At 57.6% G+C, this 26,374-nt stretch carries 26 protein-coding genes and 1 tRNA gene; 24 read left to right on the forward strand and 3 right to left on the reverse strand.

Translation table 11 applies throughout. The features are described 5' to 3' along the window. Positions 1 to 36 precede the first annotated feature (36 nt). Complete coding sequence (locus tag KQI26_RS06565; protein WP_216503796.1) at positions 37 to 696, reverse strand: helix-turn-helix domain-containing protein; 660 nt, start codon at positions 694 to 696, stop codon at positions 37 to 39. A gap of 174 nt (positions 697 to 870) precedes the next feature. Here KQI26_RS06565 and KQI26_RS06570 point away from each other — a divergent pair. Continuing rightward, positions 871 to 947: transfer RNA gene (locus KQI26_RS06570), tRNA-Val, on the forward strand. A gap of 74 nt (positions 948 to 1,021) precedes the next feature. Here KQI26_RS06570 and KQI26_RS06575 read toward each other — a convergent pair. Continuing rightward, entirely contained in the window at positions 1,022 to 1,459 is a 438-nt protein-coding gene (locus tag KQI26_RS06575; protein WP_216503797.1) for a tyrosine-type recombinase/integrase, read from the reverse strand. Between the two features lie 432 nt (positions 1,460 to 1,891). On the opposite strand from KQI26_RS06575, the gene KQI26_RS06580 reads away from it, so the two are divergent. From KQI26_RS06580 to KQI26_RS06680, 21 genes are all read left to right on the forward strand, one after another. Then, positions 1,892 to 3,265 (forward strand): ABC transporter substrate-binding protein, encoded by a 1,374-nt coding sequence (locus tag KQI26_RS06580; protein WP_216503798.1) that lies wholly within the window; start codon positions 1,892 to 1,894, stop codon positions 3,263 to 3,265. A gap of 23 nt (positions 3,266 to 3,288) precedes the next feature. Next, positions 3,289 to 4,881 carry a helix-turn-helix transcriptional regulator gene (locus KQI26_RS15715; RefSeq protein ID WP_216503799.1) on the forward strand — a complete coding sequence of 531 codons (1,593 nt, stop codon included), beginning with the start codon at positions 3,289 to 3,291 and terminating at the stop codon, positions 4,879 to 4,881. A gap of 172 nt (positions 4,882 to 5,053) precedes the next feature. Next, the gene (locus KQI26_RS06590) at positions 5,054 to 5,407 is read left to right on the forward strand and encodes a hypothetical protein (protein WP_216503800.1); all 354 of its coding nucleotides are present in this window, start codon (positions 5,054 to 5,056) and stop codon (positions 5,405 to 5,407) included. Further along, positions 5,404 to 7,824 carry a histidine kinase N-terminal 7TM domain-containing protein gene (locus tag KQI26_RS06595; RefSeq protein ID WP_216503801.1) on the forward strand — a complete coding sequence of 807 codons (2,421 nt, stop codon included), beginning with the start codon at positions 5,404 to 5,406 and terminating at the stop codon, positions 7,822 to 7,824. Before KQI26_RS06590 ends, KQI26_RS06595 begins: the two co-directional genes overlap by 4 nt. Next, on the forward strand, positions 7,817 to 9,247 hold the full coding sequence (locus tag KQI26_RS06600) for a hypothetical protein (RefSeq protein ID WP_216503802.1): 1,431 nt from the start codon (positions 7,817 to 7,819) through the stop codon (positions 9,245 to 9,247). Before KQI26_RS06595 ends, KQI26_RS06600 begins: the two co-directional genes overlap by 8 nt. Beyond that, positions 9,244 to 9,861 carry a response regulator transcription factor gene (locus KQI26_RS06605; protein ID WP_216503803.1) on the forward strand — a complete coding sequence of 206 codons (618 nt, stop codon included), beginning with the start codon at positions 9,244 to 9,246 and terminating at the stop codon, positions 9,859 to 9,861. The genes KQI26_RS06600 and KQI26_RS06605 overlap by 4 nt, the downstream gene beginning before the upstream one ends. A 595-nt stretch (positions 9,862 to 10,456) precedes the next feature. Next, positions 10,457 to 10,825 carry a hypothetical protein gene (locus KQI26_RS06610; protein WP_216503804.1) on the forward strand — a complete coding sequence of 123 codons (369 nt, stop codon included), beginning with the start codon at positions 10,457 to 10,459 and terminating at the stop codon, positions 10,823 to 10,825. Positions 10,826 to 11,125: 300 nt separating this feature from the next. Continuing rightward, on the forward strand, positions 11,126 to 12,550 hold the full coding sequence (locus KQI26_RS06615) for an SPFH domain-containing protein (RefSeq protein WP_216503805.1): 1,425 nt from the start codon (positions 11,126 to 11,128) through the stop codon (positions 12,548 to 12,550). A gap of 119 nt (positions 12,551 to 12,669) precedes the next feature. Next, positions 12,670 to 13,512, forward strand: coding sequence for a hypothetical protein (locus KQI26_RS06620; protein ID WP_216503806.1), 843 nt, complete (start codon positions 12,670 to 12,672; stop codon positions 13,510 to 13,512). A 44-nt stretch (positions 13,513 to 13,556) separates the two neighbouring features. Then, positions 13,557 to 13,958: a hypothetical protein gene (locus KQI26_RS06625; protein ID WP_216503807.1), complete on the forward strand. Its 402-nt coding sequence runs from the start codon at positions 13,557 to 13,559 to the stop codon at positions 13,956 to 13,958. A 22-nt stretch (positions 13,959 to 13,980) separates the two neighbouring features. Next, positions 13,981 to 14,832, forward strand: a complete 852-nt coding sequence (locus KQI26_RS06630) for a DUF4428 domain-containing protein (protein ID WP_253292714.1) — start codon at positions 13,981 to 13,983, stop codon at positions 14,830 to 14,832. Between the two features lie 48 nt (positions 14,833 to 14,880). Then, positions 14,881 to 15,564, forward strand: coding sequence for a TIGR00266 family protein (locus KQI26_RS06635; protein WP_216503808.1), 684 nt, complete (start codon positions 14,881 to 14,883; stop codon positions 15,562 to 15,564). A gap of 22 nt (positions 15,565 to 15,586) precedes the next feature. Beyond that, a complete protein-coding gene (locus tag KQI26_RS06640) occupies positions 15,587 to 17,053 on the forward strand; it encodes a hypothetical protein (RefSeq protein WP_216503809.1) in 1,467 nt (488 codons plus the stop codon). Positions 17,054 to 17,107: 54 nt separating this feature from the next. Continuing rightward, positions 17,108 to 18,076, forward strand: a complete 969-nt coding sequence (locus tag KQI26_RS06645) for a DUF5067 domain-containing protein (protein ID WP_216503810.1) — start codon at positions 17,108 to 17,110, stop codon at positions 18,074 to 18,076. 92 nt (positions 18,077 to 18,168) lie between these two features. Further along, complete coding sequence (locus tag KQI26_RS06650) at positions 18,169 to 19,377, forward strand: hypothetical protein (RefSeq protein WP_216503811.1); 1,209 nt, start codon at positions 18,169 to 18,171, stop codon at positions 19,375 to 19,377. A gap of 69 nt (positions 19,378 to 19,446) precedes the next feature. Next, positions 19,447 to 20,580, forward strand: a complete 1,134-nt coding sequence (locus tag KQI26_RS06655; protein WP_216503812.1) for a hypothetical protein — start codon at positions 19,447 to 19,449, stop codon at positions 20,578 to 20,580. 19 nt (positions 20,581 to 20,599) lie between these two features. Further along, the gene (locus tag KQI26_RS06660) at positions 20,600 to 21,916 is read left to right on the forward strand and encodes a TPM domain-containing protein (protein ID WP_216503813.1); all 1,317 of its coding nucleotides are present in this window, start codon (positions 20,600 to 20,602) and stop codon (positions 21,914 to 21,916) included. 15 nt (positions 21,917 to 21,931) lie between these two features. After that, positions 21,932 to 23,044, forward strand: coding sequence for a hypothetical protein (locus KQI26_RS06665; RefSeq protein WP_216503814.1), 1,113 nt, complete (start codon positions 21,932 to 21,934; stop codon positions 23,042 to 23,044). Positions 23,045 to 23,093: 49 nt separating this feature from the next. After that, positions 23,094 to 23,663: a hypothetical protein gene (locus KQI26_RS06670; RefSeq protein ID WP_216503815.1), complete on the forward strand. Its 570-nt coding sequence runs from the start codon at positions 23,094 to 23,096 to the stop codon at positions 23,661 to 23,663. A gap of 103 nt (positions 23,664 to 23,766) precedes the next feature. After that, a complete protein-coding gene (locus KQI26_RS06675; protein ID WP_216503816.1) occupies positions 23,767 to 24,147 on the forward strand; it encodes a hypothetical protein in 381 nt (126 codons plus the stop codon). A gap of 74 nt (positions 24,148 to 24,221) precedes the next feature. Then, the gene (locus tag KQI26_RS06680) at positions 24,222 to 24,398 is read left to right on the forward strand and encodes a cysteine-rich KTR domain-containing protein (RefSeq protein WP_216503817.1); all 177 of its coding nucleotides are present in this window, start codon (positions 24,222 to 24,224) and stop codon (positions 24,396 to 24,398) included. Between the two features lie 57 nt (positions 24,399 to 24,455). Here the strand turns inward: KQI26_RS06680 and KQI26_RS06685 are convergent, their stop codons facing one another. Continuing rightward, a complete protein-coding gene (locus KQI26_RS06685; RefSeq protein ID WP_371744100.1) occupies positions 24,456 to 24,773 on the reverse strand; it encodes a helix-turn-helix transcriptional regulator in 318 nt (105 codons plus the stop codon). A gap of 379 nt (positions 24,774 to 25,152) precedes the next feature. Here KQI26_RS06685 and KQI26_RS15720 point away from each other — a divergent pair, with 379 nt between their 5' ends. Together KQI26_RS15720 and KQI26_RS06695 are read left to right on the forward strand one after the other, a co-directional pair. Next, positions 25,153 to 25,509, forward strand: coding sequence for a hypothetical protein (locus KQI26_RS15720; protein ID WP_371744101.1), 357 nt, complete (start codon positions 25,153 to 25,155; stop codon positions 25,507 to 25,509). 174 nt (positions 25,510 to 25,683) lie between these two features. Next, the gene (locus KQI26_RS06695) at positions 25,684 to 26,346 is read left to right on the forward strand and encodes a hypothetical protein (protein ID WP_216503818.1); all 663 of its coding nucleotides are present in this window, start codon (positions 25,684 to 25,686) and stop codon (positions 26,344 to 26,346) included. Positions 26,347 to 26,374: the final 28 nt, after the last annotated feature.

Raw genomic sequence — 26,374 nt, forward strand, 5'->3', positions numbered from 1 at the left:
GAAAGCCTCTTGCGGTGATGCCGCAAGAGGCTTTTGTCATTGTTTTCTTTTGTTTTGATGCAGCCAAAAAATGATGAGGAAGAGAAGCAAAAGGACGAAGGGAGCAAAAACATTCAGGAGGGGCAGCAGGTAATCGGCTGGCTGGTAGAGGGGGTCCAGCAGGGCGGGAATCAGGGCGCACAGCAGAAGGCATCCCCACAGCACGGCCCCGTAAAGTGCCCAGGTAAGGGGAGAAGGCAAACGGGAAGCTTTGAATAGAAGAACACCCAGGATCACGCATCCCACAAGAGACATAGCCTGAGCCAGACCGCCCAGAGCGGAGCAAAAGGAGAGAAGGGGAAAGCGCAGGTTTCGGATGGTGCCCGGAGACCGAGAAGCAGGGGGAAGCAGCTGGTTTATGGCCAGGGTCAAACCGCAGCGAAGCAAAGTTGTTCCCACCAGGAAACCAAAAAGCAGCAAGGCTGTTGTTTTGATCTGGCGGGCCAGTTTTTGCTGGCGGGTGCTGCCATAGAGTATGGCCATCAGGTCGGTATGGTATAGATCGGCCAGCCGTTCCAGCATTTCCAGGTCGGGCTGGCGGCGGCCCGATTCATATCCGGATAGGGCCTGGCGGGTAATCCCCACTTGTTCCGCCGCTTGCTGTTGAGTCAGGCCTGTCATCTGCCGCAGCTGCCGTAGATTTTGATGAATGTTCATGAGAACCCTCCTTTTTAAAAACGGACCTTTTTTAATTGCAGAGTAGCCTGAAAAGGAGAGAAAAGTCAAGACGCGATCTGTTTCCCGGGAGGAAAACAGAAAAAAGGGGAGAAAAGAGAAAAAACTATTGACAAACAGGTGCGCGGCTTGTATAATGAAAAAGCTGATTGACCCGGACGCTTAGCTCAGCTGGCTAGAGCACCTGCTTGACGTGCAGGGGGTCAGGGGTTCAAGTCCCTTAGCGTCCACCAGTCAAAGCCCTTGAGCTGTAATGGCTCAAGGGCTTTTTTTCATTTTCTGTCAATTTTGATTTGTTAGTAATGCGTTAGCAACGGCAGCGACATTTACAGCCTGGACCAAAGTGATTATAAATATTTACTGTGGTGGAGTAGTCGGCATGGCCTAAAATTTCCTGAAGAACTTCTGGGGCCAATCCCTCCTTGATGGCTCGGGAAGTATAGGTGTGACGGGTGGCGTGTGGAGTTTTTCTTTTGATATGGAGTTTTTCCAAAAGAGGGTAATGGTCTCTTTTGCGAAAATTATCAGGGAGCCGTTGCCCAGAATAGCCGGATAAGAGCAAAGGACCGGTTGCTGATTCGGCGAAATAAGAAAAGTGTTCCCGGCCTTCCGGGCGAATAGGAATAATGCGATTCCGGCCAGCTTCGGTTTTGGAACCGCCAATCACATAACTTTCAGGATAATTAGAAAGAGGAAGGGAAAAAAGCTCGCCTATGATGACATATGGAGCAGAGTCATCTGGCATTTCGATGAATACGGATTTGACTTTTCGTCCATTTCCCTTTCCGGCATCCAGCCGGAGCTATACAGCGTTTACCAGGCGGCGAAAGGCATTGCAGTCGGCAGCCGCAATATTACCATTGACAATCTCGCTTCCCCGGAACTGGTCACAGATGAGGCGTTCCAATTGATTATCTGCGCTCTGCTTTAGGCCAAATACGGGGATGCGATTTTGAATTTAGAATGAAAGAAGGGAGATATAGGAAGGGAGATATAGCATGATATCAAAAGAAAAACCTGAACGATGAAAATTACCCGCTGCGGATAGTGCAGGTTTATGGAATCCATGTTATACTGAATGGAAATGGATACTCCACGAAATGAATTCAATAAAGTATCCTGTTTCAACTGGCTTTTTTTACCCTCAGCAGATATAATGAAAACGAGGTGATGCGATGTGAAGGTACGAAGAATTGCGGCGTTTTTGCTGGCAGGTATCTTGCTGGCCTACTGCTGCGCGGGCTGTTCCGACACGGCCCAAAAAGAAGAGACACCGACCACCATTACGGTCTGGCATGTCTATGGCGGTCAGACAGATTCCCCGCTCAACGACCTCATCGATGCGTTCAACCAGACGGTGGGAAAGGAGCAGCGGATCAATGTGCAGGTCACCTCCGTGTCCAACACCAACACCATCCACGAGCTGGTGCTGGCCGCCGCCAACGGAGAGCCGGGTGCCTCGGAGTTGCCCGACCTCTTCATCTCCTATCCCAAGACGGTGATGGCCCTGCCCGACGACAGCATTTTGGTGGACTACCGGGACTATTTCAGCCAGGAGGAGCTGTCCGCCTTCCTCCCAGCCTTTCTGGAGGAGGGGACGGTCAATGACCGTCTGGTGGTGCTGCCGGTGGCCAAATCCACAGAGGTCATGTTCATCAACCAGACCATCTTCGACCGCTTCTCCCAGGCTACCGGTGTAACGATCGAGGATCTGGATACATGGGAGGGGCTTTACAGGGCTGCGGAGATCTACGCGGACTGGACCGACGACCAGACGCCGGATATTCCGGGGGATGCCAAGTCCATGTTCGTTCACGACTACTACTTCGACTACTTCCAGGTAGGAGCCCAGTCCCTGGGCGAGGACTTCTTCCGGGGGGATGTGCTGGCCTTCGGCCCCGCCTTCCAGACGGCGTGGGAACCCCTGGCCCGGGCCGCCCTGCGGGGCGGTGTCTGGCTCAAGGGCGGGTACGCCACCGAGTCTATCCGCACCGGCGACAGCATCGTCAGCGTGGCCTCCTCTGCCAGCATCCTCTATTACAGCGATGTGGTGACCTATCCGGACAACACCACTGAGGACATCACCATCATCTCCCGGCCCTGCCCGGTGTTTGAAAACGGAGAAAAGCTGGTGATGCAGCGGGGCGCGGGCTTCTGTGCCGTCCGCTCCACCCCGGAGCGGGAGCGGGCCGCGGTGACCTTCCTCAAATGGCTCACCGAGCCGGAGCACAATGTGGAGTTCGCGACCCGGACTGGCTACATGCCGGTGACCCAGGCTGCATTCGAAACGGAGCTGCCAAAGGCCATTGAAGGTCTGGAGAGCGCCAAATATGCCTCTCTCTATCAGGCCTATCTGAATACCCAGCAAAACTATAAATTCTATGTGCCGCCCCAGTTGGAGAGCTACCTGAGCCTGGAAACCATGCTGGAGGACCATGTGCGGGCCCAGCTGGCCATGGGCCGCCGGGATTATCTGGAGGCCGAAGAGACCGGACTGGAGCAGATCAGTGCGGACCAGCTCCAGTCCTTCCGGGAGATCATGGAGCGATAACCTGTAAGAGAGGAGGAACCACCGTGCGCAACAGACTGAAAGAACTCCGGGCGTTGAACGCCTTTGCCAAAAAGCAGAGCGTAGGGATGCGGCGAAAGCTGATGCTCTACTGGGTGTCCATGATCCTGGTGGTCTTCGCGGCGGTGATCCTTCTGCTGTCCATCGCTGGGGCCTTCTCCCGGGATGATGAGCAGCTCCATGAGGTAATGGAGCTCCACCTGAGCAACACAGGAGATACGCTGGTCAGCCAACTGGACCATCTGACCGCCCAGAGCCTGAATCTCTCCAAGGAGCTCAGCCGGGAGATCGAGGGGGTGCTGGTACAGGAGGGCATTTCGCTGCAGGAGGTCAACGATGATCCGGAGCGGCTGCTGAAGCTGCAGGAGGTCATGTACCCGCTGATCAGCACCACCCTCCAGACGGCCAACTGCAATGGCGCCTATGCGATCCTGGACGCCACCACCAACACCGGCCTGGAGGGGGCGGACCACTCCAGAAGCGGCATCCATCTGCGCTACTCCAACCTCAGCGCCAGCAGTCCGGTCACACCCACAGTGGTCTACTTCCGCGGCATCCCGGACATCGCCCATCAAAAGGATCTGGAGCTGCACAACCGATGGAATCTGGAATTTGACATCGATCAGATCCCGGGCTGCCGGGAGCTGATGGATGCGCCGCTGAGCCGGCCTGCCGACCGCTATTTCTGGTCCCGCCGGATCGATCTAAAGGATACCTGGGAATCCGCTATGCTGCTGTGTGTCCCCATTGTGGGGAGCGACGGAACGGTGTACGGCGTGTGCGGGGTAGAGCTCAGCGCCCTGTATTTCCAGTTTTCCTATCCCACCCTGGAGGGAAAGTTCGGCTCCGCTGTCACCGTGCTGGCTCCGGTCCAGGACAGCCGTCTGCTGCTGTCGGATGGATTGGTGGGCAGCGTCAACGGCACCTACCTGGACGGTCAGGAGACTCTGGCCATCCATCAGGGGCGATACTATAACGAATACGACACAGGCGCTGGACGGTATATCGGCCTGCACCAGACCATACCCATCTCCAGAGGGAAACCGGAGGACACCGTCTGGGCCGTTGCCATCCTGATCCCCCAGGAGAGCTATGCCGCCTACACAGCCGGCGTCCAGCAGACCTGGATCATTGCGGCCCTGGGACTGCTCCTGGTGCTGCTGGCCCTGTCCTCCTTCCTGTCCCGGCGATTTGTCCGGCCCATCACCGACAGTCTGAAACGGTTCCAGCAGGCGGAGGGGCCGGAACAGGGGATGTCCTCGGGAATCTCGGAGCTGGATGAGCTGGCGGAGTTCCTCAATGCCCGGGCGCGGAATCAGCGGCTGGAGCAGGGAGAGCTTCCTCCCAACATTGCGGAACTGTTCGACCAGTTTGTGGAGCGGAAGGATCTGCTGACCGAGGCGGAGCGGAATATCCTGCGCTACTACATCGCCGGGCACGAGATCGCGGAGATCCCGGACCTGGCCTTTATCAGCATGAGTACGGTCCGCAAGCACAACCGGAGCATCTACGAGAAACTGGGGGTGGCCTCCCGGGATGAGCTGATGCTCTACATCGATCTGCTCCGCCGCTGCGGAAGGCTTCAGGAGCTTTGCTAAGACAAGTTTCTCCATCACAGCAAAGCGCACAAAACCAGTCCTCTGGTTTTGTGCGCTTTTTCTATTATCCAATGGATACCTTTGCGAAAAAGTGGGAAAAAGTATCCGACGGACCATATACTCTCCCCCTTACTCCTGCTATAATAGGAGTAGAAACGAGGAGGTGCGGAATATGACGAATCTCTTGTCCAGCCACTTAGAGGACCGGTCCACGCCCCAGTATTTCTGCTTTTCCATCCGCTGCGAGGTGTGCGGAGAATTTTGGTACAGCAGCATCATCCCCTTTTCCAAAGCGCTGCAGGCGGCGGAACACCGGGAGAAGAAGGAACTCTATGACGCCATCTATCAGCCGGAGAAGCAGCGGGCCATGCAGGCGGCCAGTCAGGAGGCCAGGGAGCGGTTCAGCCAATGCCCCATCTGCCGGCGGCTGGTCTGCGACGCCTGTTTCCTCATCTGCGATGAGATGGATCTGTGCCGGGAGTGTGCCGGCCGGATGGAGGAGTCCGGGGAGCCGGTGGCTCCATGAAGGGGCGTTGGCTGCCGCTCCTCCTGCTGTGCCTGATCTTGGCTGGGTGCGGCACAGTGGACGCAGGGGACCGTCTGATCGCCGGAGCGGAGGGCGCTGAGGCATACAGCGCGGCTCTCGTTCCCTTCCTCCCCGGGTATTCCCTTCAGACGGCAGAGGATACCCTCTACTCGGAGGTGAGCCGGGGCAGCGCCGTGGCCTGCTTTGATGTACAGGCCATCCCGGCGCTGGAGCGGGGCATCGGCCGGTATTGGTATCCCCATGTCACGGCCACCGTGATCCTGGCGGTGGACCGCAGCCGGACGGACGCCGCCGTCACCGGCTGGAACAGCCTCTGGGACAGCCCGGTTCCCATCGGCATCAGCAGCAGCTCCGCGATCCGCAATATGCTGGCTCTGGGCGCCCTGTCCTACGGGCTGGACCGGGAGGCGCCCTCCAAGCGTGACGCGCTGGAGCTGCTGGAACACCTTGGCCAGAACGGAAAATTCCGGCTGGAGGCGCCGGACGCCCCCATTCTGATCTGTCTGGACTGCGAGGCTGCCGCGTGGAACCGGAACGGAGGAAATTACGAGATCATCGTGCCGGCGGAGGGCACGCTGTCCTGCCGTATGGGGCTGCTCTCCGATGTCCCTCTGACGCTGGAGCCGGGGCTGGATGAAACCCTTCTGTCAGCAGGGCTGCCCCTGGCGGACGGAGAGAGACCGGCTGATTTTCCCAGCGATTACCGGTCGGCCCGTACCCTGAGCGAGGAGGACTACGGCTGGTTTCTGGAACTGACCGGGGATAGCAGCCGGGACCTGCGCCGGCAGGTGCTCCACATCCGGCGCTATACCACAGCAGATCTCCGGGAGCATATTTTATCCGCCCTGCTCATCGCCGCCGCCATCCTGTTATGGAAGGGGACGGTATCCCATCGGATGATCCGCCGGGATGTCCGCCGAGTAGTCGGGGTCATGGGCTGGCTGATGGTGGGATGGCTGCTGCTGCGCCTGTTCAAATATCAGCTGACAGCAGATGGGCTTCTGTGCCGGATGTGCTGGTACGGCTATTACATCTTTCAGCTTGCCCTTCCGGTAACGCTGCTGTATCTGGCCGTGATCCTGGACCATCCGGAGGGTGAGAAAAAGCCGCTGCGCCCTCTGTGGCCGCCTCTGGCCTGCTATGCCCTCTCTGTGCTATTGGTACTCACAAACGATCTCCACCAGCTGGTGTTTCGTTTTGACCCGGTCGGGGACTGGGCCTCAGACTACCGGTACGGTCCGGGATACTGGGGCGTAATGGCGTTATCCCTCCTGTTCCTGGCCTGCGCAGTCGGGAAGCTGCTCCACAAGGGGCGGTATAGCCCCTACTGGGCCGGCAGGGTGGTTCCGCTGCTGTTCTGCGCGGGGCTTCTGGCCTACATCATTGCTTACATCAGGCGGGTGCCTCTGGCGTGGGAGAGCGATCTTACCGTGAACATCTGCGTGCTGTCCGCCCTGTTTTTTGAGTCGGCCCTCCACGCGGGGTTTATCCCGGTCAATCTTCAGTATCAGCGCCTGTTCACCGCCACTCCCATTGGGCTGACGCTGCTGGATGAGCAGGGCCGCACCGTCCTGTCCTCCCGGGGCGCGCCTCCCGTCTCCCGCTCCATCTGGCGGAGGATCTCCATGGATATGACCCATCCGCTGCTGCGGGACAGCGACACCCAGCTTCACGCAGTCCCCATTCATGGCGGTGTGGCGGTATGGCAGGAGGACCTCTCCCAGCTCAACCGGCTGCGCAAGGAAATCCTGGCTGTGCAGGCCCGTCTGGAGGCGGTCAACACCCTGCTGCGTGAGGAGGGCGATGTGAAAAAGCGCCTGCTGGCCGCGGAGACAAACCGCACCATGTTTGAACAGCTGGACCGGGACATGGAGCGCCGCATCCAGACATTGGGACGGCTGATCGAGGCTCTGCCGGATACGCCCCATCCCCGGGACCTGACCGCCTACATCACTCTTTGCCTGTGCCATATCAAACGCAGATGCAATCTGTTTTTCCTGGCACGTCAGGGGGATGGACTGCCCGGAGAGGAATTGAGCATTTATCTGGATGAGCTGGCAGAACTGGCCCGCTATGCGGGGCTGCAGCTGCTCATTCGCTGCGGGCAGCGTGGAGTGCTGGAGATCCGCAGGGCGGCACTGTGCTACGACTTTGCCTTTGAAGCCATATCCTGGGCCCTGAGGGAGAACGCCTCTCCTCTGCTGGGGTATCTGGAGCCGGAGGGCGCCCATCTGGTTTTCCGCTTTCTTCCGGGGGGTGATCCCGGACAATGGCGCTTTTCGGAGGAGCTGACGACGGCGGCGGCCGCACTGGGCGGTCAGATCGCCTGCAAGGATCTGGACGATGCCGTTGGGATCTGCATGACGCTGCCCTTGGGAGGTGAGTCCTGTGGCTGAATTTTACCGGTTTCCCCATTGGGTGCTGACCACATTGGTGATGGCGGCCGCCCTGTGCATCGTGTTTCAAACAAGGGCCATCTCTTACAGCATCCGACGTCTGCCCACCGGCTGGGTGCGCCGGGTGGAAAATGGGATGGAGTGCGCCATCCTCGGGGTGCTGTTCCTCTTCGCCGCCCTTCTTGCACAGGTGCAGTATGGGCTGTTCTGCGGCTTTTTGGCGCCCAGCGCCTACGGCCTTGTCCGGCAGGCGGTGTTTTTGCTGACTGCGGTGCTGGGAACCACCGCTGCGGTGGGGATGGAACTGATCTGGCCGTTTTTTGCCGTGGGCGGGGCGGCTGTCTTGCTCCCCCTGACAGAGACGGTCACAGGGCCCGCCTATCCCGTCTTTTTTCTGATGAGTATGGCGTTCTTCCTGCTGCGCAGCGTACATATCTGCCTGCTGCGCCGGCGGGAGCTCTACACCCAGCTCTCCTCCGTATCCGTCAAGGAAGCCATTGATACCCTGCATACCGGTCTGCTGTTCTTTCGGCGGTCGGGGGAGCTCCTGCTGTGCAACCGCAGCATGGAGGCGCTGGCACGGCAGATGACGGGGCAGCCGGTACAGGACGGAAGGCTGTTTCAGCGGCTGCTGGAGTGCGGCCCACTGTGCGGCGGCTGCGCACGGGAAGTTCTGGGTGGGCAGCAGGTGTTTCGCCTCCCCGATTCCTCCGTATGGAGCTTTTCCGCCCATGAGCTCCCCATGGGGCGCCGGACCATGCTTCTGCTGACTGCCGATGATGTCACGGAGCATTGGGACGCGGTGACCTTTCTTGCCCGGCAAAACCAGGCGCTGGAGCAGCGCGGACAGGAGCTTCGCAGCACCATTGCGCATTTACAGGCCATCTGTGAAGCGGAGGAGATCGCCCGAAGCAAGGCGAGGGTACATGACCTTTTGGGACAGCGGATCAGCCTGCTGCTCCGGGCGCTGCGGGATGACCGGCAGATGGATGAGTCGCTGCTGCTGGACTTTGCCCGCAACCTTCCCACGGCCCTCCGAGAGGACCGCACGCCCAGCCCTGCTCATCGTCTGGAGATGCTGCGGGAGACCTTCCAGGGCATGGAGGTGTCGGTGGAGTTCCAGGGCGCGCTGCCGGAGGATGGGGCGGTGGCGGACAGTTTTGCCGAGATCGCCGTGGAATGTGTCACCAACGCCGTGCGCCACGGGTATGCCACCCGCATCCAGTTCCACTTTTTCCAGAATGACTGCTGGCGCATGACGGTCACCGACAACGGCATCCCGCCCGCCGGCCCCATCCGTGAGGGCGGCGGCATCGGCGGGATGCGCCGCAGGGTCCGTCAGCTTGGCGGCAGAATGGAGCTCTATACTGTTCCCCGATTCCGAATCGAACTGTCTGTTCCAAAGGAGGCTGTGGAGAAATGACAAACGTTCTGATTGTGGAGGATCATGTTTCCATGCGGGAATCGCTGACCACGGCGCTGACGGCGGCGGGAGATTTTTCCGTGGTGGGCGAAGTGCCCAACGCAGACTATGCTCTGGATTTCTGTAAACATCTGCATCCGGAACTGGTGCTGATGGATGTCTGCACCGAGGGCGGCGCCTCTGGGCTGAAGGCGGTGGAGGCCATCCGCAAAACAGATCCGGAGGTCAAGATCATCGTTATGACTGCCTTTGACGAGATCACCTATATCCCCCGGGCCAGGGCCGCCGGGGCCAACGGCTTTATCTACAAAAGCCGGAGCCTGCACGATTTTCTTGAGGTAGCCCGGACGGTGATGGCGGGGGGCAGCAGCTTCCCGGAGCCCAGGACCATTCCCATGCCCCAGGGGGAGGCCCCCCTTACCGACCGGGAGATGGAGGTGCTCCGGCTGATGTGCAGACACATGACCAACAAAGAGATCGCCCAGGAGCTGTTTATCAGCGAAAACACCGTCAAGTATCACAAGATGAACATGCTGGGCAAGACCGGCTTTTCCAAGGCGGTGGATCTGGCCTTCTACATGATCTCCAACGGCTGGATCAATCCCCTGTATTAAAGAATTGCACTTCCTATCCACCGGCTTTGTGCCGGTCCTTTGAGCGTGTCGAAAAAGTGGCTTAGGCCACTTTTTCGAGTTTTTGCAAGGGGCTGGCGGAGTGCCTCCGCTCCCATACTGCGCTCCCGCGCCGGGCAGGTCCGATGCAGAAAGGCAAAGAAAGTATGGCCGTCCGGCCGCCGGACCAAAGAAAGTATGGCCGTCCGGCCACCGGACCAAAGAAAGTATGGCCGTCCGGCCGCCGGACCAAAGAAAGTATGGCCGTCCGGCCACCGGACCAAAGAAAGTATGGCCGTCCGGCCACCGGACCAAAGAAAGTATGGCCGTCCGGCCACCGGACCAGCGGGGCGCCCCGCCCTTGAGAAGTGCAAAAAGCCACGCACTGGTCGCGGCTTTTTGCGGATTGATAGGGGTAGGGCGGACGACCCTTTTCGTTATATAGGTTTTTCGACAGTCTGTATCCACCGGCTTTGTGCCGGTGGATTTTTTTGTTTCAGGGAAAAGACTACCCGCAGCGGGTAGGGTGCAAATTCAAAATAAGTTCTACAATAAATCTGTAATACAGAAGGTATGGGAGGTGGGGAGACTGAAAACTGTGCTCCTGATCATGCGGCGGGCATCGCTGGCTCAGGGCCTGATGGCGAAAGTGCGGGACGCCCCGGGAATACAGCTGTGCTATGAGCCGGACTATGCCAACGCGGATGTGGCCATCCGCAGCCATCTGGCCTCTGGGGCACTGCTGGAGGTCTCCGAGGATGGCGATCACGGCATCGACTTTTGTCTGGCCCTGTGCGCATGGCTGCGGGAAGTCACGCCCCACTGCCGGCTCATGCTGATGTGCCCCGAAGGACAGCCGGAGGCTGTGAGCCGCGCCATCGAGGCTAAGCGTAGGGGCAAGATCGACGACTTTGTGTTTTATGATGTATCTCTGGACTATTTGGCCGCCAGTCTGCAATCCCTTTGAGATAGGCAACGATCATTTTGAAATGGGGGGTACCCCCCATTTCAACGCCTACCGTGGTAGGCGTTGATCCGGCTCTGGTCGATTCGGTTTTATACACAAAGACGGCCTGGCGGCGAACACCAAGAGACAACGGAAAAAGTGCTGCGGTTTTAGGGGGCAGAAGGAACCTGTGCCTGCACATCAAGCGCCCCTGGGAAGATTTTTGGTACCTCTGGCCTATCACCGACACAAACGGGTATCTGGTGGATGGGTGGACATTCCTGACACCATAACAAATAAAACAAGAGAGGAGATTGCATTATGGGACTGATCAAAGCTGCATTGGGCGCAGCCGGCGGCGTGATGGCCGATCAGTGGAAGGAATTCTTCTACTGTGAAGCCATCCCCGCGGATGTGCTGGCGGTAAAGGGAAAGAAGAAGGCCACAGGCCGCTCCAGCAACACCAAGGGGGATGACAACATCATCACCAACGGCTCTGTCATCGCCGTGGCCAACGGCCAGTGTATGCTCATCGTGGAGCAGGGCAAGGTGGTGGATATGTGCGCCGAGCCGGGCGAGTACACCTACGATATGTCCACCGAGCCCAGCCTCTTCACCGGCGATCTGGGGGAATCCATCAAGGGCGTGTTCCAGAACATCGGCAAGCGTTTCACCTTCGGCGGAGAGGCCCCCAAGGACCAGCGCATCTACTATTTCAATACCAAGGAGCTCACCGGCAACAAGTACGGAACCCCCAGCCCCGTCCCCTTCCGGGTGGTGGACCAGCGGGCGGGTATCGACATCGATATCGCCATCCGCTGCTTCGGCGAGTACAGCATCCGCCTGAAAAACCCCATGCTGTTCTATACCAATGTCTGCGGCAACGTCAGCGAGGACTTTAAGACCGAGCAGATCGCGGGGCAGATGAAGACGGAGCTGCTCACCGCCCTGCAGCCCGCATTCGCAAAGATCTCGGAAATGGGTATCCGTTACTCCGCTCTCCCCGGCCACACCCTGGAGCTGGCAGAAGCCCTCAACGAGCAGCTCTCCTCCCGGTGGCGGGACCTGCGGGGCATGGAGATCGTTTCCTTTGGCGTCTCCAGCGTCAAGGCCAATGAGGAAGACGAGCAGATGATTAAGGAGCTGCAGCGCAACGCGGCCTTTATGGACCCAACCCGGGCGGCGGCCCATCTGGTGGGCGCACAGGCCAGCGCCATGCAGTCCGCGGCCAGCAACCCCAATGCCGGTCCCGCTATGGCTTTTATGGGCATGGGGATGGCTGGACAGATGGGCGGAATGAACGCCCAGAATCTCTATCAGATGGGCGCGCAGCAGCAGGCTCAGCCCGCACCCGAACCTGTACCCACGCCCCCGCCTGCCGCCCCTGGCTGGACCTGCGCCTGCGGACAAAGCGGCATCACCGGCAGCTTCTGCCCTAACTGCGGCAGCAAAAAGCCGGAGCCCAAGCCGGCAGCAGAGAGCTGGCAGTGTACCTGCGGTGCAGCCGTCACCGGAAAATTCTGCCCAGAGTGCGGCAAGCCCCGGCCCGCAGCGGACGGCTGGACCTGTTCCTGTGGTGCGGTGAACAAAGGGAAATTCTGCGCGGAGTGCGGGGCGAAAAAGCCCGCTGGCGTACCCCAGTACAAATGCGACAAATGCGGCTGGGAGCCGGATGATCCCGCCCATCCGCCCAAGTTCTGCCCGGAGTGCGGCGATCCCTTTGACGATGGCGATGTGCAGGGATGACCCGGGGAAGAAAAACCGTCGTATTTTCTGTTGTAGGTCTGTTCCTGCTTCTGGCGGCTGCGGGATATTGTTTCAGAGGTCATCAGGGAGGTGATTCATCCATACAGAAGAAATCTGCCGTGCCGCCCGGTACCTTGACCGGCGTCACATACAGCCACACCAGCGGCATGGTTGCCAGAGCGGATTTTGCCATCACGCTTTCGCCGGAGGTCATTCTGGAAACAAGCTATTATCCGGCCCTTGATCCAGATACGGCGGAGGACGAGGACTGGTATCACCCGTCTACCAAAGAGAATGTCCCCATCACCGCGGCTCAGTGGTCGGATGTGGAGCAGATCATTCTGGAGCTCTACCCGCTGATGGAGCCCATCTCGGAAAACCGGCTTGAGGTGAAGCTGCCACCGGGGATCGAAGTCATGGATGGCGGGGACTCCACCAGCCTGATCCTGACCTGGAGTACAGAAGACGGAACACGGAGCATCCGTTATGATCCGCCAAACGACCGCCGTATCCATACGCTGATCGCTCTGCTGGAGGAGCTGGCCGACCCCATTGGACGGGAGATCCCCCGCTATGCCCCGCCGGAGCTGAGCGGCTTCTATATGGGGCAGTCCGGGGCTCTCTTCTCCAAGGGCTATTCCTTCCAATTCGACCGGGGTTCGTCTGTTGTGTACGGAGAGGACGCCCCATATATCCTCCGGGCCAGGTTTACCCCGTCCGGTCGGAAGCAGGAGGTCTGGAGTGACTGGGCTGTGTCAGATGAGGAGTGGGATGCCTTCACCGCGTTTGCGGAGGGGATCCGTCTGGAGCAGCAGCCGGACGGCAGCTCGGAAAAGCCGGCCTGCACCATCTATTACTCTGACGGCAAACAGCAGCAGAAGAAATTGGATCAGGAAACAGCGAAGCAGCTCCGGGCGTATTTTACAGAGCTGGCCCTGTGCCTGCTGGATGAACAGCCATAGTACGCAAATCGATCCATAAAAACAGAACATAGGAGGTACTACAAATGAAAGGTCAGAAGATTTTGAAAGTCACATCCATTCTCATGATCATCGGCGGCGTCATCGCCGCCATCGCCGGCGTCATCGCCATTCTCGGCGTCAGCGCCCTGGTAGCCCTGTCGGGGAGCGCGGAGGATACCGGCCTGCTCTATGCCAGCTCCATTCTTGTAACTGTGGACTCTGTGATCCAGTTTATCGCAGGCATTAAGGGCATCGGGGCCTGCAGCGCACCCCAGAAGGCCGCTTCCTGTGTCAAATGGGGCATTATCATTGCAATCTTAGCAATCATCTCCATCATCATCGGCCTTGTAGGCGGAGGCCAGTTCAGCATCACCAGTCTGGTGCTCAACCTTCTGCTGCCGGGATTGTATGCCTACGGCGCCATGCAGATGAAGGGTGCCGCGTAAGCGGCTTCAGAAAGGGGTGCAGATGATGGGGCTCTTTGGAAAACTATTTGATAAAAAGGAATGCTCGGTCTGCGGCGGCGAGATCGGGCTGCTGGGTAACCGCAAGCTGGAGGACGGCAATCTGTGCAAGGAATGCGCCGCCAAGCTCTCTCCCTGGTTCAGCGACCGCCGCCAGAGCACGGTGGCGGAGATCCAGGAGCAGCTGGCCTACCGGGAGGCCAATCAAGCCAAGGTATCCTCTTTTCGCACCACCCGTACTCTGGGTGAGCGCACCAAGGTGCTGCTGGACGAGGATGCGGGTCTGTTTATGGTCACCTCCGCCAGAAATTGGGAGGAGGCCAATCCGGATGTGCTGTCCTTCTCCGATGTGACCGGCTGCAAGTTGGACATCGACGAGAGCAGGACGGAGATCGAATACAGGGATAAGGATGGAGAGCGGCAGAGCTTTAATCCCAAACGGTATGCCTATTCCTACGATTTCTACATCGTGATCAACGTCAACAATCCCTATTTCAGCGAGATCCGCTTCCAGCTCAACAGCAGCTCAGTGGATAACGATGAGGAAACACTGCTGGATGGACCCGACGCCATGCGCAGACCCCGCGGGGGTCTCCGGGCTAAAGCCGGCGGAATAGGCGGCGGCTCCCTGACCTCCAACGCGGATGAGGTGCGCTCCAGCGTGGAATACCGGCAATATGAGGAAATGGGCTGTGAGATCCGGGATGCGCTGCTGCAGGTCCGGCAGCAGGCGCGGGAGGAAGCGGCCGCAGCCGCAGCACCCAAGGCGGCGGTGACCTGTCCGTACTGCGGGGCGACCACCACACCGGATGCCAGCGGCTGCTGCGAGTTTTGCGGCGGCGCAATCAACAGATAAGAATACCTTGGAGCAATAGAAAACGACGAAAACGAAAGGAGCTTCACCATGAAGAAGTATGAAGTTTTAGGAGAAAATCTGCCGGTCGTCGTATGTGAATTGTCCCCAGGCGAATCCATGATCACGGAGAGCGGCAGCATGAGCTGGATGAGCCCAAATATGAAAATGGAAACCACCACCGGAGGCGGTATGAAGAAGATGCTGGGGCGGCTGGTGTCCGGCGATTCCGCATTCCAGAACAAGTTCACCGCAGAGGGCGGGGACGGGATCATCGCCTTCGCGTCCAGCTTTCCCGGAGCCATCAAGGCCCTGCAGATCAGCGCAGGCCGGTCCATGATCGTGCAGAAAAGTGCGTTTCTTGCCTCCGAGGAGAGCGTGGAACTATCCATGTACTTCCAGAAAAAACTGGGGAAAGGGCTGTTTGGAGGCGAAGGCTTCATCATGCAGCGGCTGAGCGGGAGCGGAACCGCCTTTATCGAGATCGACGGACATGCAGCAGAGTATGAACTGAGTGCTGGGCAGGAACTGGTGATCAGCACAGGGTACCTGGCGGCCATGGAGGAGAGCTGCACTATGGATGTGGTAGCGGTCAAGGGCGTCAAAAATATGCTGCTGGGCGGAGAGGGTATTTTTAATACCGTTGTCAGAGGGCCTGGCAAGGTTATTTTGCAGACCATGCCCATCAGCAAGGTTGCCGAGCTGCTGACTCCGTTTTTTGCCGACAAAAAATAGAAATAAAAAGAGGTGAATCGCCATGAAAAACAAGTCAAAGATATCGTGTCTGCTTCTCGCGGCGATGATGCTGTTCAGCCTCACTGCCTGCGGCAAGGACAACCCGGAGCCCGGCTCGACATCGGAAGGAACCGAGAAGACAAAGTCTCCTGTGGAAGCGGGAAGCGGAACAACGATCCATACAAATCTGTGGGATCTTACTTACGATGAGGCGGACGGCTGGGTCTATGAGGAGGACGACTTTCATGACGATGAAACATCCTCCAAGATCATCCTGACGCTTCCCAAGGAAGGAGAGGATGGAAGCATCGTCGATGCGGAGATCCGCGTTTCCGTGGAAGATCCGTATACCTTCCGGGACTACCTCACCAGCTACGGCTTTGACGAGTACGAATATGCAGTCGATCAGGCCTATGATCTTACTCCCGTCGGCGGCATCGATTGCCTCAAAGCAGAAGGAAACTATTGGGGTTCCCCCTGCCTGCGGTATATGAACCGGGTGGAGGGCGCGGGAGCCACCGTATTTATGGAGATCATCGGCGAGTACGAGGATGAGCGTGTAGACAAGCTGCTCTCCGGCCTGACGATCCATCTGGAGGATACCGGAAACGAGGATGGCCCCTGGTACTGGGAGGGCGAGCCCTTTTCCGCCCAGCCCCGCAGCGTCATGGTGGGTACGCACACGCTCAGCAGCCAGTGGCTGCCTATCACAGACTGCATCATCACAAAGGAGACCTTCAATCACGCGGCTGCTGTCACAGGAGATCAGGCTTACCTTCTGGTGGACGGAGAATTGAAGCGCTTCGATTACGACGGCGCCTCTTTGAAATTCGCGGAGGATATTGAGCTGGACGCGGAATATGAGGATATTTCCGCCGACACCACAGGGACCCTCTGGCTGGCGAATTTTATGGAGCCGCTGATCAGCTGGAAGGACGGCGCACAGACGGCGTCCTATGAGGGCCCGGATCACGTCACCATGCACCCATCCGGGACCTGGGGCGTCAGCTGGTTCTCCGGACCGGAATGTGAAAAGATCACGCTCTCCGGCGGAGCTCTCAAGATGGAGCCCATGGTATTCCAGGAAGTGGATAACCTCAGCCATCTGCTGATCGACGACAGCCACATCTATGTCTGCGGATCTGCCGTGGATGGCAGCGGTCACAAGGTGTTTGTCTATGACAGCAATGGTGCGCTGCAAATGACTTTGGCAGATTCCGACGGAGGCGGCCTGGGAAGCATTACCTTTATTACGCAGACCGCAAATGGCTATCTGGCCCTGGACGGAAATATGCGTGAGGTGGTGCTTTGGAGCAAGGATGGCACCTATCTCGGCGAGGCGGATGGCGGCGACCTGTTCGGCACGGACTATCCCTGGTTCTGCGGCGGCGTGAAGCTGGCTGACGGCAGCATCCTTGCCATTATGACCGAAGACAGAGCAGACGAGTCCGCAATGGAACTGGTGGCATTCAAACTCAGCGGCTTTTAAGGAGGATCTGACATGAAACGCACGAGGTTATTCTGCGTCCTGCTTGCGGTGGCGATGCTGTTCAGCCTCGCCGCCTGTGACAAGGACACACCGGCAGAGTCCGATTTGATCAAACTCGGAGATTATGAACTGCTCTATAAAGGGGCCAGTATCATGGAGGACTCAGATGGAAACGACGCGCTGGTCCTGACGCTGGATTTTACCAACAACAGCAAGGACAGCAGCTCCTATGTCTGGTGCATCTCTGAAACAGTGATGCAGAACGGCGCAGAGCTGGCCATCGCCACTGTCTTTACGGACAGCGACTCCTACGACACGGTAATCGACAGTCAATTTACGGATGTCGCGCCGGGTGAAACCCTTGAACTCAGAACCGCCTTCGTGTTGGAGGATACCACCAGCAAGGTCGAGGTGACCTTTGAGGAGGCATTCGGCGACAAAACCGGTAAGATCACCGTCGATCCGTCCACACTCAGCCGGGAAACGGCGGGAAGCGGTACGGGTCAGGATAGTGGGACCGGAGATATACCGCTGGACTGGTGGAACGGCGACTGGTACGGCTGGTGGACCATGACCGGCTGCTCAGGCGACTACGAGGATCTGGAGGGCGCCTGGTGGGACATCTGCGGTGCCATTGATATCGGCGAAGACGGAATGGGCACTGTCACCCTCTGGGATGAGGACTACACGAAGTCGGAACCGATGGTCTCCGCATCGGTCAGCCTCAGTGATGATGGGACCAGCATATATGGCACCATGACATCCGAGGGCGGTGCCTTCACGGATATTGCGCTGGAGCACGGGGACTGGATCGTTGACCCGGGACTGGTGGACTATGGGGACATGATCCACATTGACGGTGATTACGAAAACGGCGGAAATGCATTCCACTATGATATCTACCTGCGCCCGTGGGGGACCTATTGGGTGGATGTGGATGAGGAGGATCTGCCCAATCTCTATGACAGCTGGTATCTGCCTCTGATCGATGCGGAGGAGCCTATGCCGGACAGCATCGGATAACACCAGAATGGGGATCGTTCCCGCCCCATTTGGGGCGGAGCGATCCCTGTTTGCGCAATGGTATGGAGCGGTGACATTTGAAAGGAGCAGTTATGAAAAGGACATCAAAACGAGTGATCGCATTTTTTCTAATACTGGTTCTGATGCTGTCTCTCTGTGCCTGCGAGCAAAAACAGCAAGCGAGAACAGACGAACCAAATCGAAGCGCCGATGGTGAGACTGGTATGCCCGATCAGAAACTGCCGAAAAAGCTGCGCCCGGGGGCCGGGGGATCGGATATGCAGCCGACACCGACCGGATTCTCCGCGGAAGCGGAACAATCTCTTGTTTGGCTGCGGGAGAGAATGGCTTTTCCGCAGACCATGTTCGGCGCGGCTTATCTGGGCTATGTGGAAAAAGCCGGCGATTGGCTGTCAGCGGCAGACCAGACCATGCTGGAGAAATATCCCTTCCTTGCGGAGATCGACGAAACCCGCATCATTGGCAGTTCAGGCCATCTGTACGGTATCGTGCCGCTGGATGAAAATGCGACGGTTTCCGTCAATCGCATGCGGTGGGATCCGGAATCAGATACCGAAGAGGTCATCGAGGTTCTCTACCGGTCTGAAGCTGGAGATCCGCTGCTGATCTTTGCAGCCGGCGGGGACGATGCATACGCATACCTGTCCTACATACAGATCCAGATCGTAGACAGCGCAGGCAACAGCTGCATGTGGGAGCCGCAGCTCTATACATCAACGGGGCACATCGCGCCATGTTTCTCGGAAAACGGAGACTACCTCTCCTTCGACTTTACGGAATACGGATGGCAGGGCGTTCCTTCCGAGCTTGCACCGTGGCTGGCAGACGGCTGGAGTGGCGTATATGCCTCCGGGCTTGGCGGCAGCTGGACAACGCAGGCGGTGGCATGGGATACGGACCGTATGGCAAATTACTACCTGTGGTTCTTTCCCGAGGATGAGATGGGAGGAACGGTCGAACTGTATTGGGAATACGAGGGTGCCGATCCTTCTAAAACGACATGGGAAGAGGTGTGGAGCGGTTTCTGGACGACCACATCCGTCATGGATGGGCCCAGTTATGTGACCATCAGCCTGTCCCTTGTTGGCGGCGACAACTATGGCGTTACAGACGGCCCGTATTATATCTCGGAGACTTATCCGATTTTGATGAGTCCCAGCGGCGAGGAGATGGTGATCGGCGCTGGGGAGAACGAAGTCAGCCTGCCGTTTATGCCGAAGTACGACGCGCAGCTGTGCGTCCTGACGCTGGACAGCTGGCTCACCGACCCGCTCGGCTGATCTTCTGCGGATTACGGCCTGTTTCGGCATAGACCGTTACAGCGTCGGCATGGGAAGGAGGAATTTCAGATGCCAACACAGGTAACAAATTATCAATGCCCCAGCTGCACGGGACCGCTGCATTTCTCCGGTGCGTCCGGCCGGTTGGAGTGCGAATACTGCGGTGCCAGTTACGATGTGGCGGAGATCGAGGCGCTCTACGCAGAGAAAGAAAAAAAAGCAGCAGAAGCCCAGCAGGCGGCGGAGGAAGGCGGCGCCGGACAGGGCGCGCCGGCCACGGATGGAGGCGCATGGGACACCTCTGACTTTTGCGAGGATTGGGGGGCTGAGGGCGACGGTATGCGGGCCTACAGCTGCCCCAGCTGCGGCGCGGAGCTCATCTGCGAGGAGAGCACGGCGGCGACCTCCTGCCCCTATTGCGGGAACCCCACCGTGGTGCCGGGCCAGTTCTCCGGGGCACTGCGGCCGGATTTCATCGTTCCGTTCAAGCTGAGCAAGGAAGATGCGGTAAAGGCCCTCAAGTCCCACTACAAAGGAAAGTTTTTCCTGCCGAAAAGCTTTACCGGTGAAAATCATGTGCAGGAGATTCGGGGGATCTATGTTCCCTTCTGGATGTTCGACGGCGAGGCGGAGGGCGACGCCCATTATGAGGCTGACCGCTCCCGTACATACCGCTCCGGCGACTACGAGATCACGGAGACGAAACACTACGATGTCTACCGGGCCGGAACCGTCGCCTTTGAGAAGGTGCCGGTGGACGCCTCCAGCAAGATGCCGGACGGCCACATGGACTCCATTGAACCCTATGACTACAAGGAGCTGAAGCCCTTTTCCACCGCGTATCTCCCCGGCTTCCTGGCCGATAAGTTCGATGTGACGGTGGAACAGAGCCGGCAGCGGGCGGATCAGCGCTGTGAGGGGACCCTTGCCTCCGCGCTGCGCGGCACAGTGAAGCGTTATGACCTCTGCGTTCTCAAAGAAAGCAGCGTTCACCTGCGTAGGGGCAAGGTGCATTACGCCCTGATGCCCGTCTGGATGCTGAATACCAAATGGCATGGGAAGGACTTCCTCTTTGCCATGAATGGACAGACCGGAAAGCTGGTGGGCGATCTGCCGGTCAGCTGGGGGAAGTTCTGGGGGCTGTTTGCCGCCATCGCCGTCCCCCTATCTTTGATCAGTTCGGCGCTGGTCCTATTGCCGTGAGAAAGGAGGCGGACCGGATATGAAGAAAGCATATACTGCTCTCGCGCTGGCGTTCCTGTTGGCCCTGTCCCTCTGCACTCCCGCAATGGCGGCAATGGAGTACGGCGTGATCTATGACGAAACGGAATCCTTGGGATCGCAGGAGCTGACCATGCAGGGAGAACAGACCCTCCCCCAGCTCTCCCAGGCGCTGGGCCTTGATCTGCGGGTGGATGTATTGACCCAAAACAGCTATGACGAACTTGGCGACGCCGCCGCGGGAATCTATGAGGAATATGATTACGGCTATGGCGAGCACAAGGAGGGCGTTACGCTGACCATTCTGCTGGAACCGCAGGATGGGGATACCTACAAGATGGTTGACGAAAATGACTGGTGCGTCTACGCCAGACTGAGCGATGAGCGGGGCAGCAGCCAGGAATTGTCCGATGCCGTTTACGATGCGGTACAGCCTTATATGGCGGCGCGGGCGTGGAACGGCGAGGACATGACCATGAGCGCCGTGGCGCTGACACAGGTAGTGGACGCCATGGCGGAATCGGCGGAGGATTACATCCTCACAAATTGCCCGCCGGCCGGCTCCGGCGAGGATGCCGGTGTGGAAGAACCGGTGCAGGGCAGCGGCACGATGCAGTATGTATTTGATGCTGCAGACCTTCTTCCCTATGAGAAGTGGAAAAAACTGGAGGAACGGGCCGAAGCTATTTCCCAAAAGCAGGATTGCGGCGTTTATTTTGCTCTTGTAGATGATTACACGGAATACGGGAACGGCAGTGTCTATGAGGTCACCTATCAGCTCTACCACGGCAATGAGCTCGGTATGGGCAGCGGGCGGGATGGGATCATCGTGCTCCTGAGCATGGCCAAGCGGAACTATGCCATGTTCGTCTACGGCGAATACGCCGAGTATGCCTTTGATGAATATGGGCAGGAGAAGCTGGAAGAACGATTCCTGGGTGATTTTGGGGAAAACGACTGGTACGGCGGCATTTCCCATTATCTGGACGCCTGTGACGAATATCTGACGAAGGCCGACGCCGGCAAGCCGGTGCGCCGTCCTTACTGGATCTGGTTCGTCATTTCAGCAGGATGCTCCTGTCTGGCCGCAGGGACGGTTTGCCTATGTCTGCTGCGTAAGATGAAGTCCGTCCATCAAAAGGCGGAAGCCGATGCGTACATCACCGCTGGCGGCTTACACCTGACAAAGCAGTACGACCGGTACACCCATACCACCGAAACACGCACCAAGATCCAGAAAGAGAGCTCGGGCGACAGCGGCGGCAGCACCTACAGCGAAAGCGGGGGCGGCGGCAGCGGCCGCAGCGGGACATTCTGAGAAGGAGGCCAGATGATGATGAATTTGCTCCGGCGCCGCTTTCTCCCGGCGATTTTGTGCATGGCGCTGGCCTTTGGCCTGTGCGCCTGCGGAAGAAAAGACACACCGCCCGTTGAAACGGAAACGGACGGTGCGATGGGCACCCTTTCTGGCAGCAAGGGAGGAAAAGATTCCGGGGTGGGTGTGTTCTCCGGCAGCGGGGAAGAAACAGCGGAGGCGGAATTGGCGGAGGAGTCCCTGAACCTGTTGCATGACGCCATGGCATACGATGACCAGTACGCCGGCGCGGTCGCCTATCTGGGACACAGGAAGCAGGAGGACTCCACCCCGCTGTCGGACTGGCTGGTGGAGAATTGTGCCGGATTGGTCGAGGCGATGCCGTTTCTGCTGCATATACCAGCCGAACATATCCTCGGCGCAGGTTGGGGGGATTTATTCTGCATCGTTCCCCGGGATGAGATTACCAGCCTTGCCGTGAACCATGTCACCTGGGAATCTCTCGGTAACGGCGTTCGGCCTGTACCGGGTGAGGTGCTCTACCGGGAAGAGTGTGCCCAGCCTGTACTGATATTCGTAAATTATGAGCAATGGCGGGATGAACCGGACACGGAGATCGTCCTTGTGACAAACGATGGCGTGGAGGTGGAGTGGCTCCCGCTGGCCGATGAATACGGCATTCCCATCGTGCCCACCGGGGAGAGCGACCTTCCCATGCTGATGGATTTCGGCATCTGGGGCTATGTGACCGGGTTGGACTACCCCGAGGACTGGTTGCCGCCCACAGACTGGGGGCTGGCTTACACAAATTGGACCTGCGAGCGCTGGTACATGGAGTTCAGCTGGGGCGACAGCGACCCGGACTATTCCGGACGCATCGATCTCTATCATCAGCCGGAGGATGGGCAGGAGTATGCATACTCATATTCCGGCATCTGGCGTATGGAGGGCGACTGCCTGTATCTGGACCTCTCGGACGGCGCGGGCACCCGCATGAGCGGCAGCTTCCCGGTGCTGATCGACCCCTCCGGCGAATCTCTCCATATCCAGCAGGATCGTGAAACCGGTGTGTGTCCACCCTTTTTTGGCGAGGGCATGACCTGTATGGATCTGATACGCACCTATGGCTGAGAGAACATCAGGCGCACGAGTGTGGGACAGGCGTGAAAGGAGTATTTGTATGAGTATTTTTGACAAGCTAAAGCAGTCCGCCGTGGATGCTGCGGCGACGGCAGCCACAGCCATTGGAAACAAGCGGGAAACCTTTACCTTCGCGGCACTCCCTGAGAGCCTTGCCCAGCTGCAGGCTCTCCCGGAGGCGGCCCTTGACACCCCCTTTCAGACGGCGGCGCTGACCGTGCTGGCCCTGTGCGCCTATGCCGCTGACCGGCAGATCGGCACGGATATGCTGAATTGGCTGCGGGGGCCCCGTCCTTTGAACGGACAGGAGATATCCTTCTTAAACGACCGCTTCCGTGACGGAAAAACCTACCTTCCCTTCACCTACTTCGCCGGCTCTACCCCCGACAACAATTATACACCCGCCCAGCCCTATACCATCCGGGTGGAAAGCAACCATGTTTCCGGTGAGGAGCAGGGCTATATGAAACTGTTTATCCCCTGCGGCGGCGCGGACAGCCCTCGCCCCATCAAACTCCGACAGCGGGGTAGCGATGGAAAGTGGTTCCTCTGGGAGCAATATCTGCTCACCGGTGTCCGTACCCCCAAGTCCGCCGACCCCTGGGCGTGAGTCAGGCGGCGCGGCTGTGGAGGCTCGGCTCATGGAAGCCGGAGCAGGCGGGAGCGATCAGAAAGCCATCTGTATTTATCGGATTGGATAGAGGGTGCCGATCATGAAAACAGTGCTGTTTATATCATCCAATAAGGTGCTGGGACAGGGGTTGTCAGCGGCCATCCATGCAAAACCGGAGCTTGACTTCCTGTGGGCGGCCCAGTTCCATTATCCGCAGGCTGTGGTCGGCGTTGATATCTTTCATGCGGATGTGGTGATGTTGGATATTGTGGATCAGGCGGATATGGATCAGGCGGTCGGGATCTGCCAACCTCTTCGGCAGGTTGAACAGGACCTCAAGATCCTGCTTCTGGTCAGGCCGGAACAGTCTGTCGTATGCAGCCGTGTCATAGATGCAAAAAATGCCGGACTGATCGATGATTTCATCTTCTATGATAGTTCTCTGGCATATCTGCTGGCGAAATTGGCGGCGTTTTCATAGAATGATTGGGTATCAATGAAGAAAAACCAACTGCAATTATCTAACTTGTAACTGCGAATAAATGGGTGATTGCTATGCGGTATGAGTCAAAATGGATCTGCTGTCCTCAGTGCGGCAGCAAAACGAAAGTCAAAGTATATGAAGAAACGGTTTTAGTAAAATTCCCGCTATACTGTCCAAAATGTAAAAAGGAATTCATGGTCAATGTGGTAAAACTGAAGATGGTATTAAGCGACGAGCCGGATGCTTAAAGCACAGAGCCTGCTGATCCCCCTGTCGGGGAAAAGCAGGCTCTGTTTTTTATGTAGTCATCCAATCTCAATGGCGTCCTTTGTCCGGAGTGCGGCAATGACCGATTTCACCACCGGGATCAACGCTTCGGCTTCCCGCTCACTGCATTCCTCAATCATAAGCCGAAGCTGTTGCAGAGCGGGAGTTTCGCGCTGCAGTTCAGGGTTAAAAATGCTTCTGGCATCGATACGGAGGGCACGGATCAAAGGGTAGAGCACTTCCATCTTGGGATTTGCCTTGTAGTTCTCAATATTCATCACGGTTCGCACATCGATATCCGCCATGTCTGCTACCTGAGGCTGGGTCAGACCGCGCTGATAACATGTGCTCTTCACCGCATTTCCCAATGGAGAGGAGAAATCATACATCACAGTTCACCTCGAAGATATTCTACAATACATCTTTTTGCGGGTGAATGCGGCACAATTCGCTTGTTGGGTGTATCACGATACTATAACCTCAAGCACCATGGAGAGCCAATCCTCTCCCAGATGATCACCAGTCTCCTGACGATCCGCAGCCGCAGAATGCTCTGAAGCCTGGATGTCATTGAGTTGAACAAACAAATATCTGAACTTTCCAGTCAGAATCTAATGTTGACCACGCTGAAACAGCAGGGTCTCATTGATCCTGACATTTTTATATCCCAGAGCAATGAGCTGACCGAACAGCTCCGCGCTGCAAAGCTGAAAAAGGAACGCCAATATCCGGAGTATGTACCAGATCTGTGGTGGCGGCTTTGCCGACAAAATGCACCTTTTGATGGATTTTACAAGCCGCCCCGGAGAAGTAGCCGACCCATGGTGCACCGGCGACTTCGATGCGACCTGGCGGGATGTTATAGAAGGCTGTCAGGGACTGCTTGATGATTTGCTGAACAGCCCTTGGGCCGCACTGGCCCAAGGGCTCAGACTGTCGAAAAACCTATATAACGAAAAGGGTCGTCCGCCCTACCCCTATCAATCCGCAAAAAGCCGCGACCTGTGCGTGGCTTTTTGTACTTCTCAAGGGGCAAGTGTGCGCCAAAGGCGTGCATACAGCCCCTTGCAAAAACTCGAAAAAGTGGCCTAAGCCACTTTTTCGACACGCTCAGCCCTTGGGCCGCACTGGCCCAAGGGCTGTTTTGATTTGTTAGCAACCGGGGGATCAGCTTGTTTTTTTGTAACAGATCCAAAAGAAAAATTCGACACTTTGTCTGGCGTTTGCTATGATAGAGGTATCTTCAAAAACAAAGGAGGAAACGAGATGGGTGCTTTTTCTGGCGCGACGGATTTTTTCGGGATGCCTCTGTCTCAGCTGGCCCGGCGTTATAGGTATGCAGAGGATAACATCTGTATTTTGGAGGGGGATCTCCAGAAACTGCGGGAGCAGTTTTCAGAGACCTATGAGAATCTGTGCTCCTGTACCCACCAGGCCGATCAACGCAGCCCTTTGAAATACGGCCAGGACCTGGTGGCCTCCTGGCTGGTGGAGGATGTGTTCCTTCGGGTATTCTGGGCCGCCGGTCTGGACGCCAGTCTGGATGGGGCCGACCAGGGCCGGAAGGTATTGAGCAATGTGAAAACTTCCTCCTCCAGCGATTTCTCTGTAAGCTGCAACGGCTATAGCCGCAAGCTGGAGCTGATGAACGACTACACCGGCTTTTGGGCCAGAAGCCACAAAATGCATTTACGGGACAACAAATATTTGAAAATGCAGCGGGAACAATCTCTTTTTCTGGCCGTTTCCATGGCTGCCAGAGAGTTTGCTCTTTTGGATTTCACAGAAGAGATCCCGGCCCGCCTGATCCCCCATCACATTCCTTATGGGAACAAACCGGCCTATGAACTGTCCCTGCCTTCCTCACTGCTGCATACCGTTACTTCGGCCGCCATCGGCCAGGCCGTGAAGGCGCGCTTCCATGCTTGACAGCATGATTTGATTATGATATGATTTT

The sequence above is a fragment of the Intestinimonas sp. MSJ-38 genome, from assembly GCF_018917925.1.
Taxonomy (GTDB): Bacteria; Bacillota; Clostridia; order Oscillospirales; family Butyricicoccaceae; genus Pseudobutyricicoccus.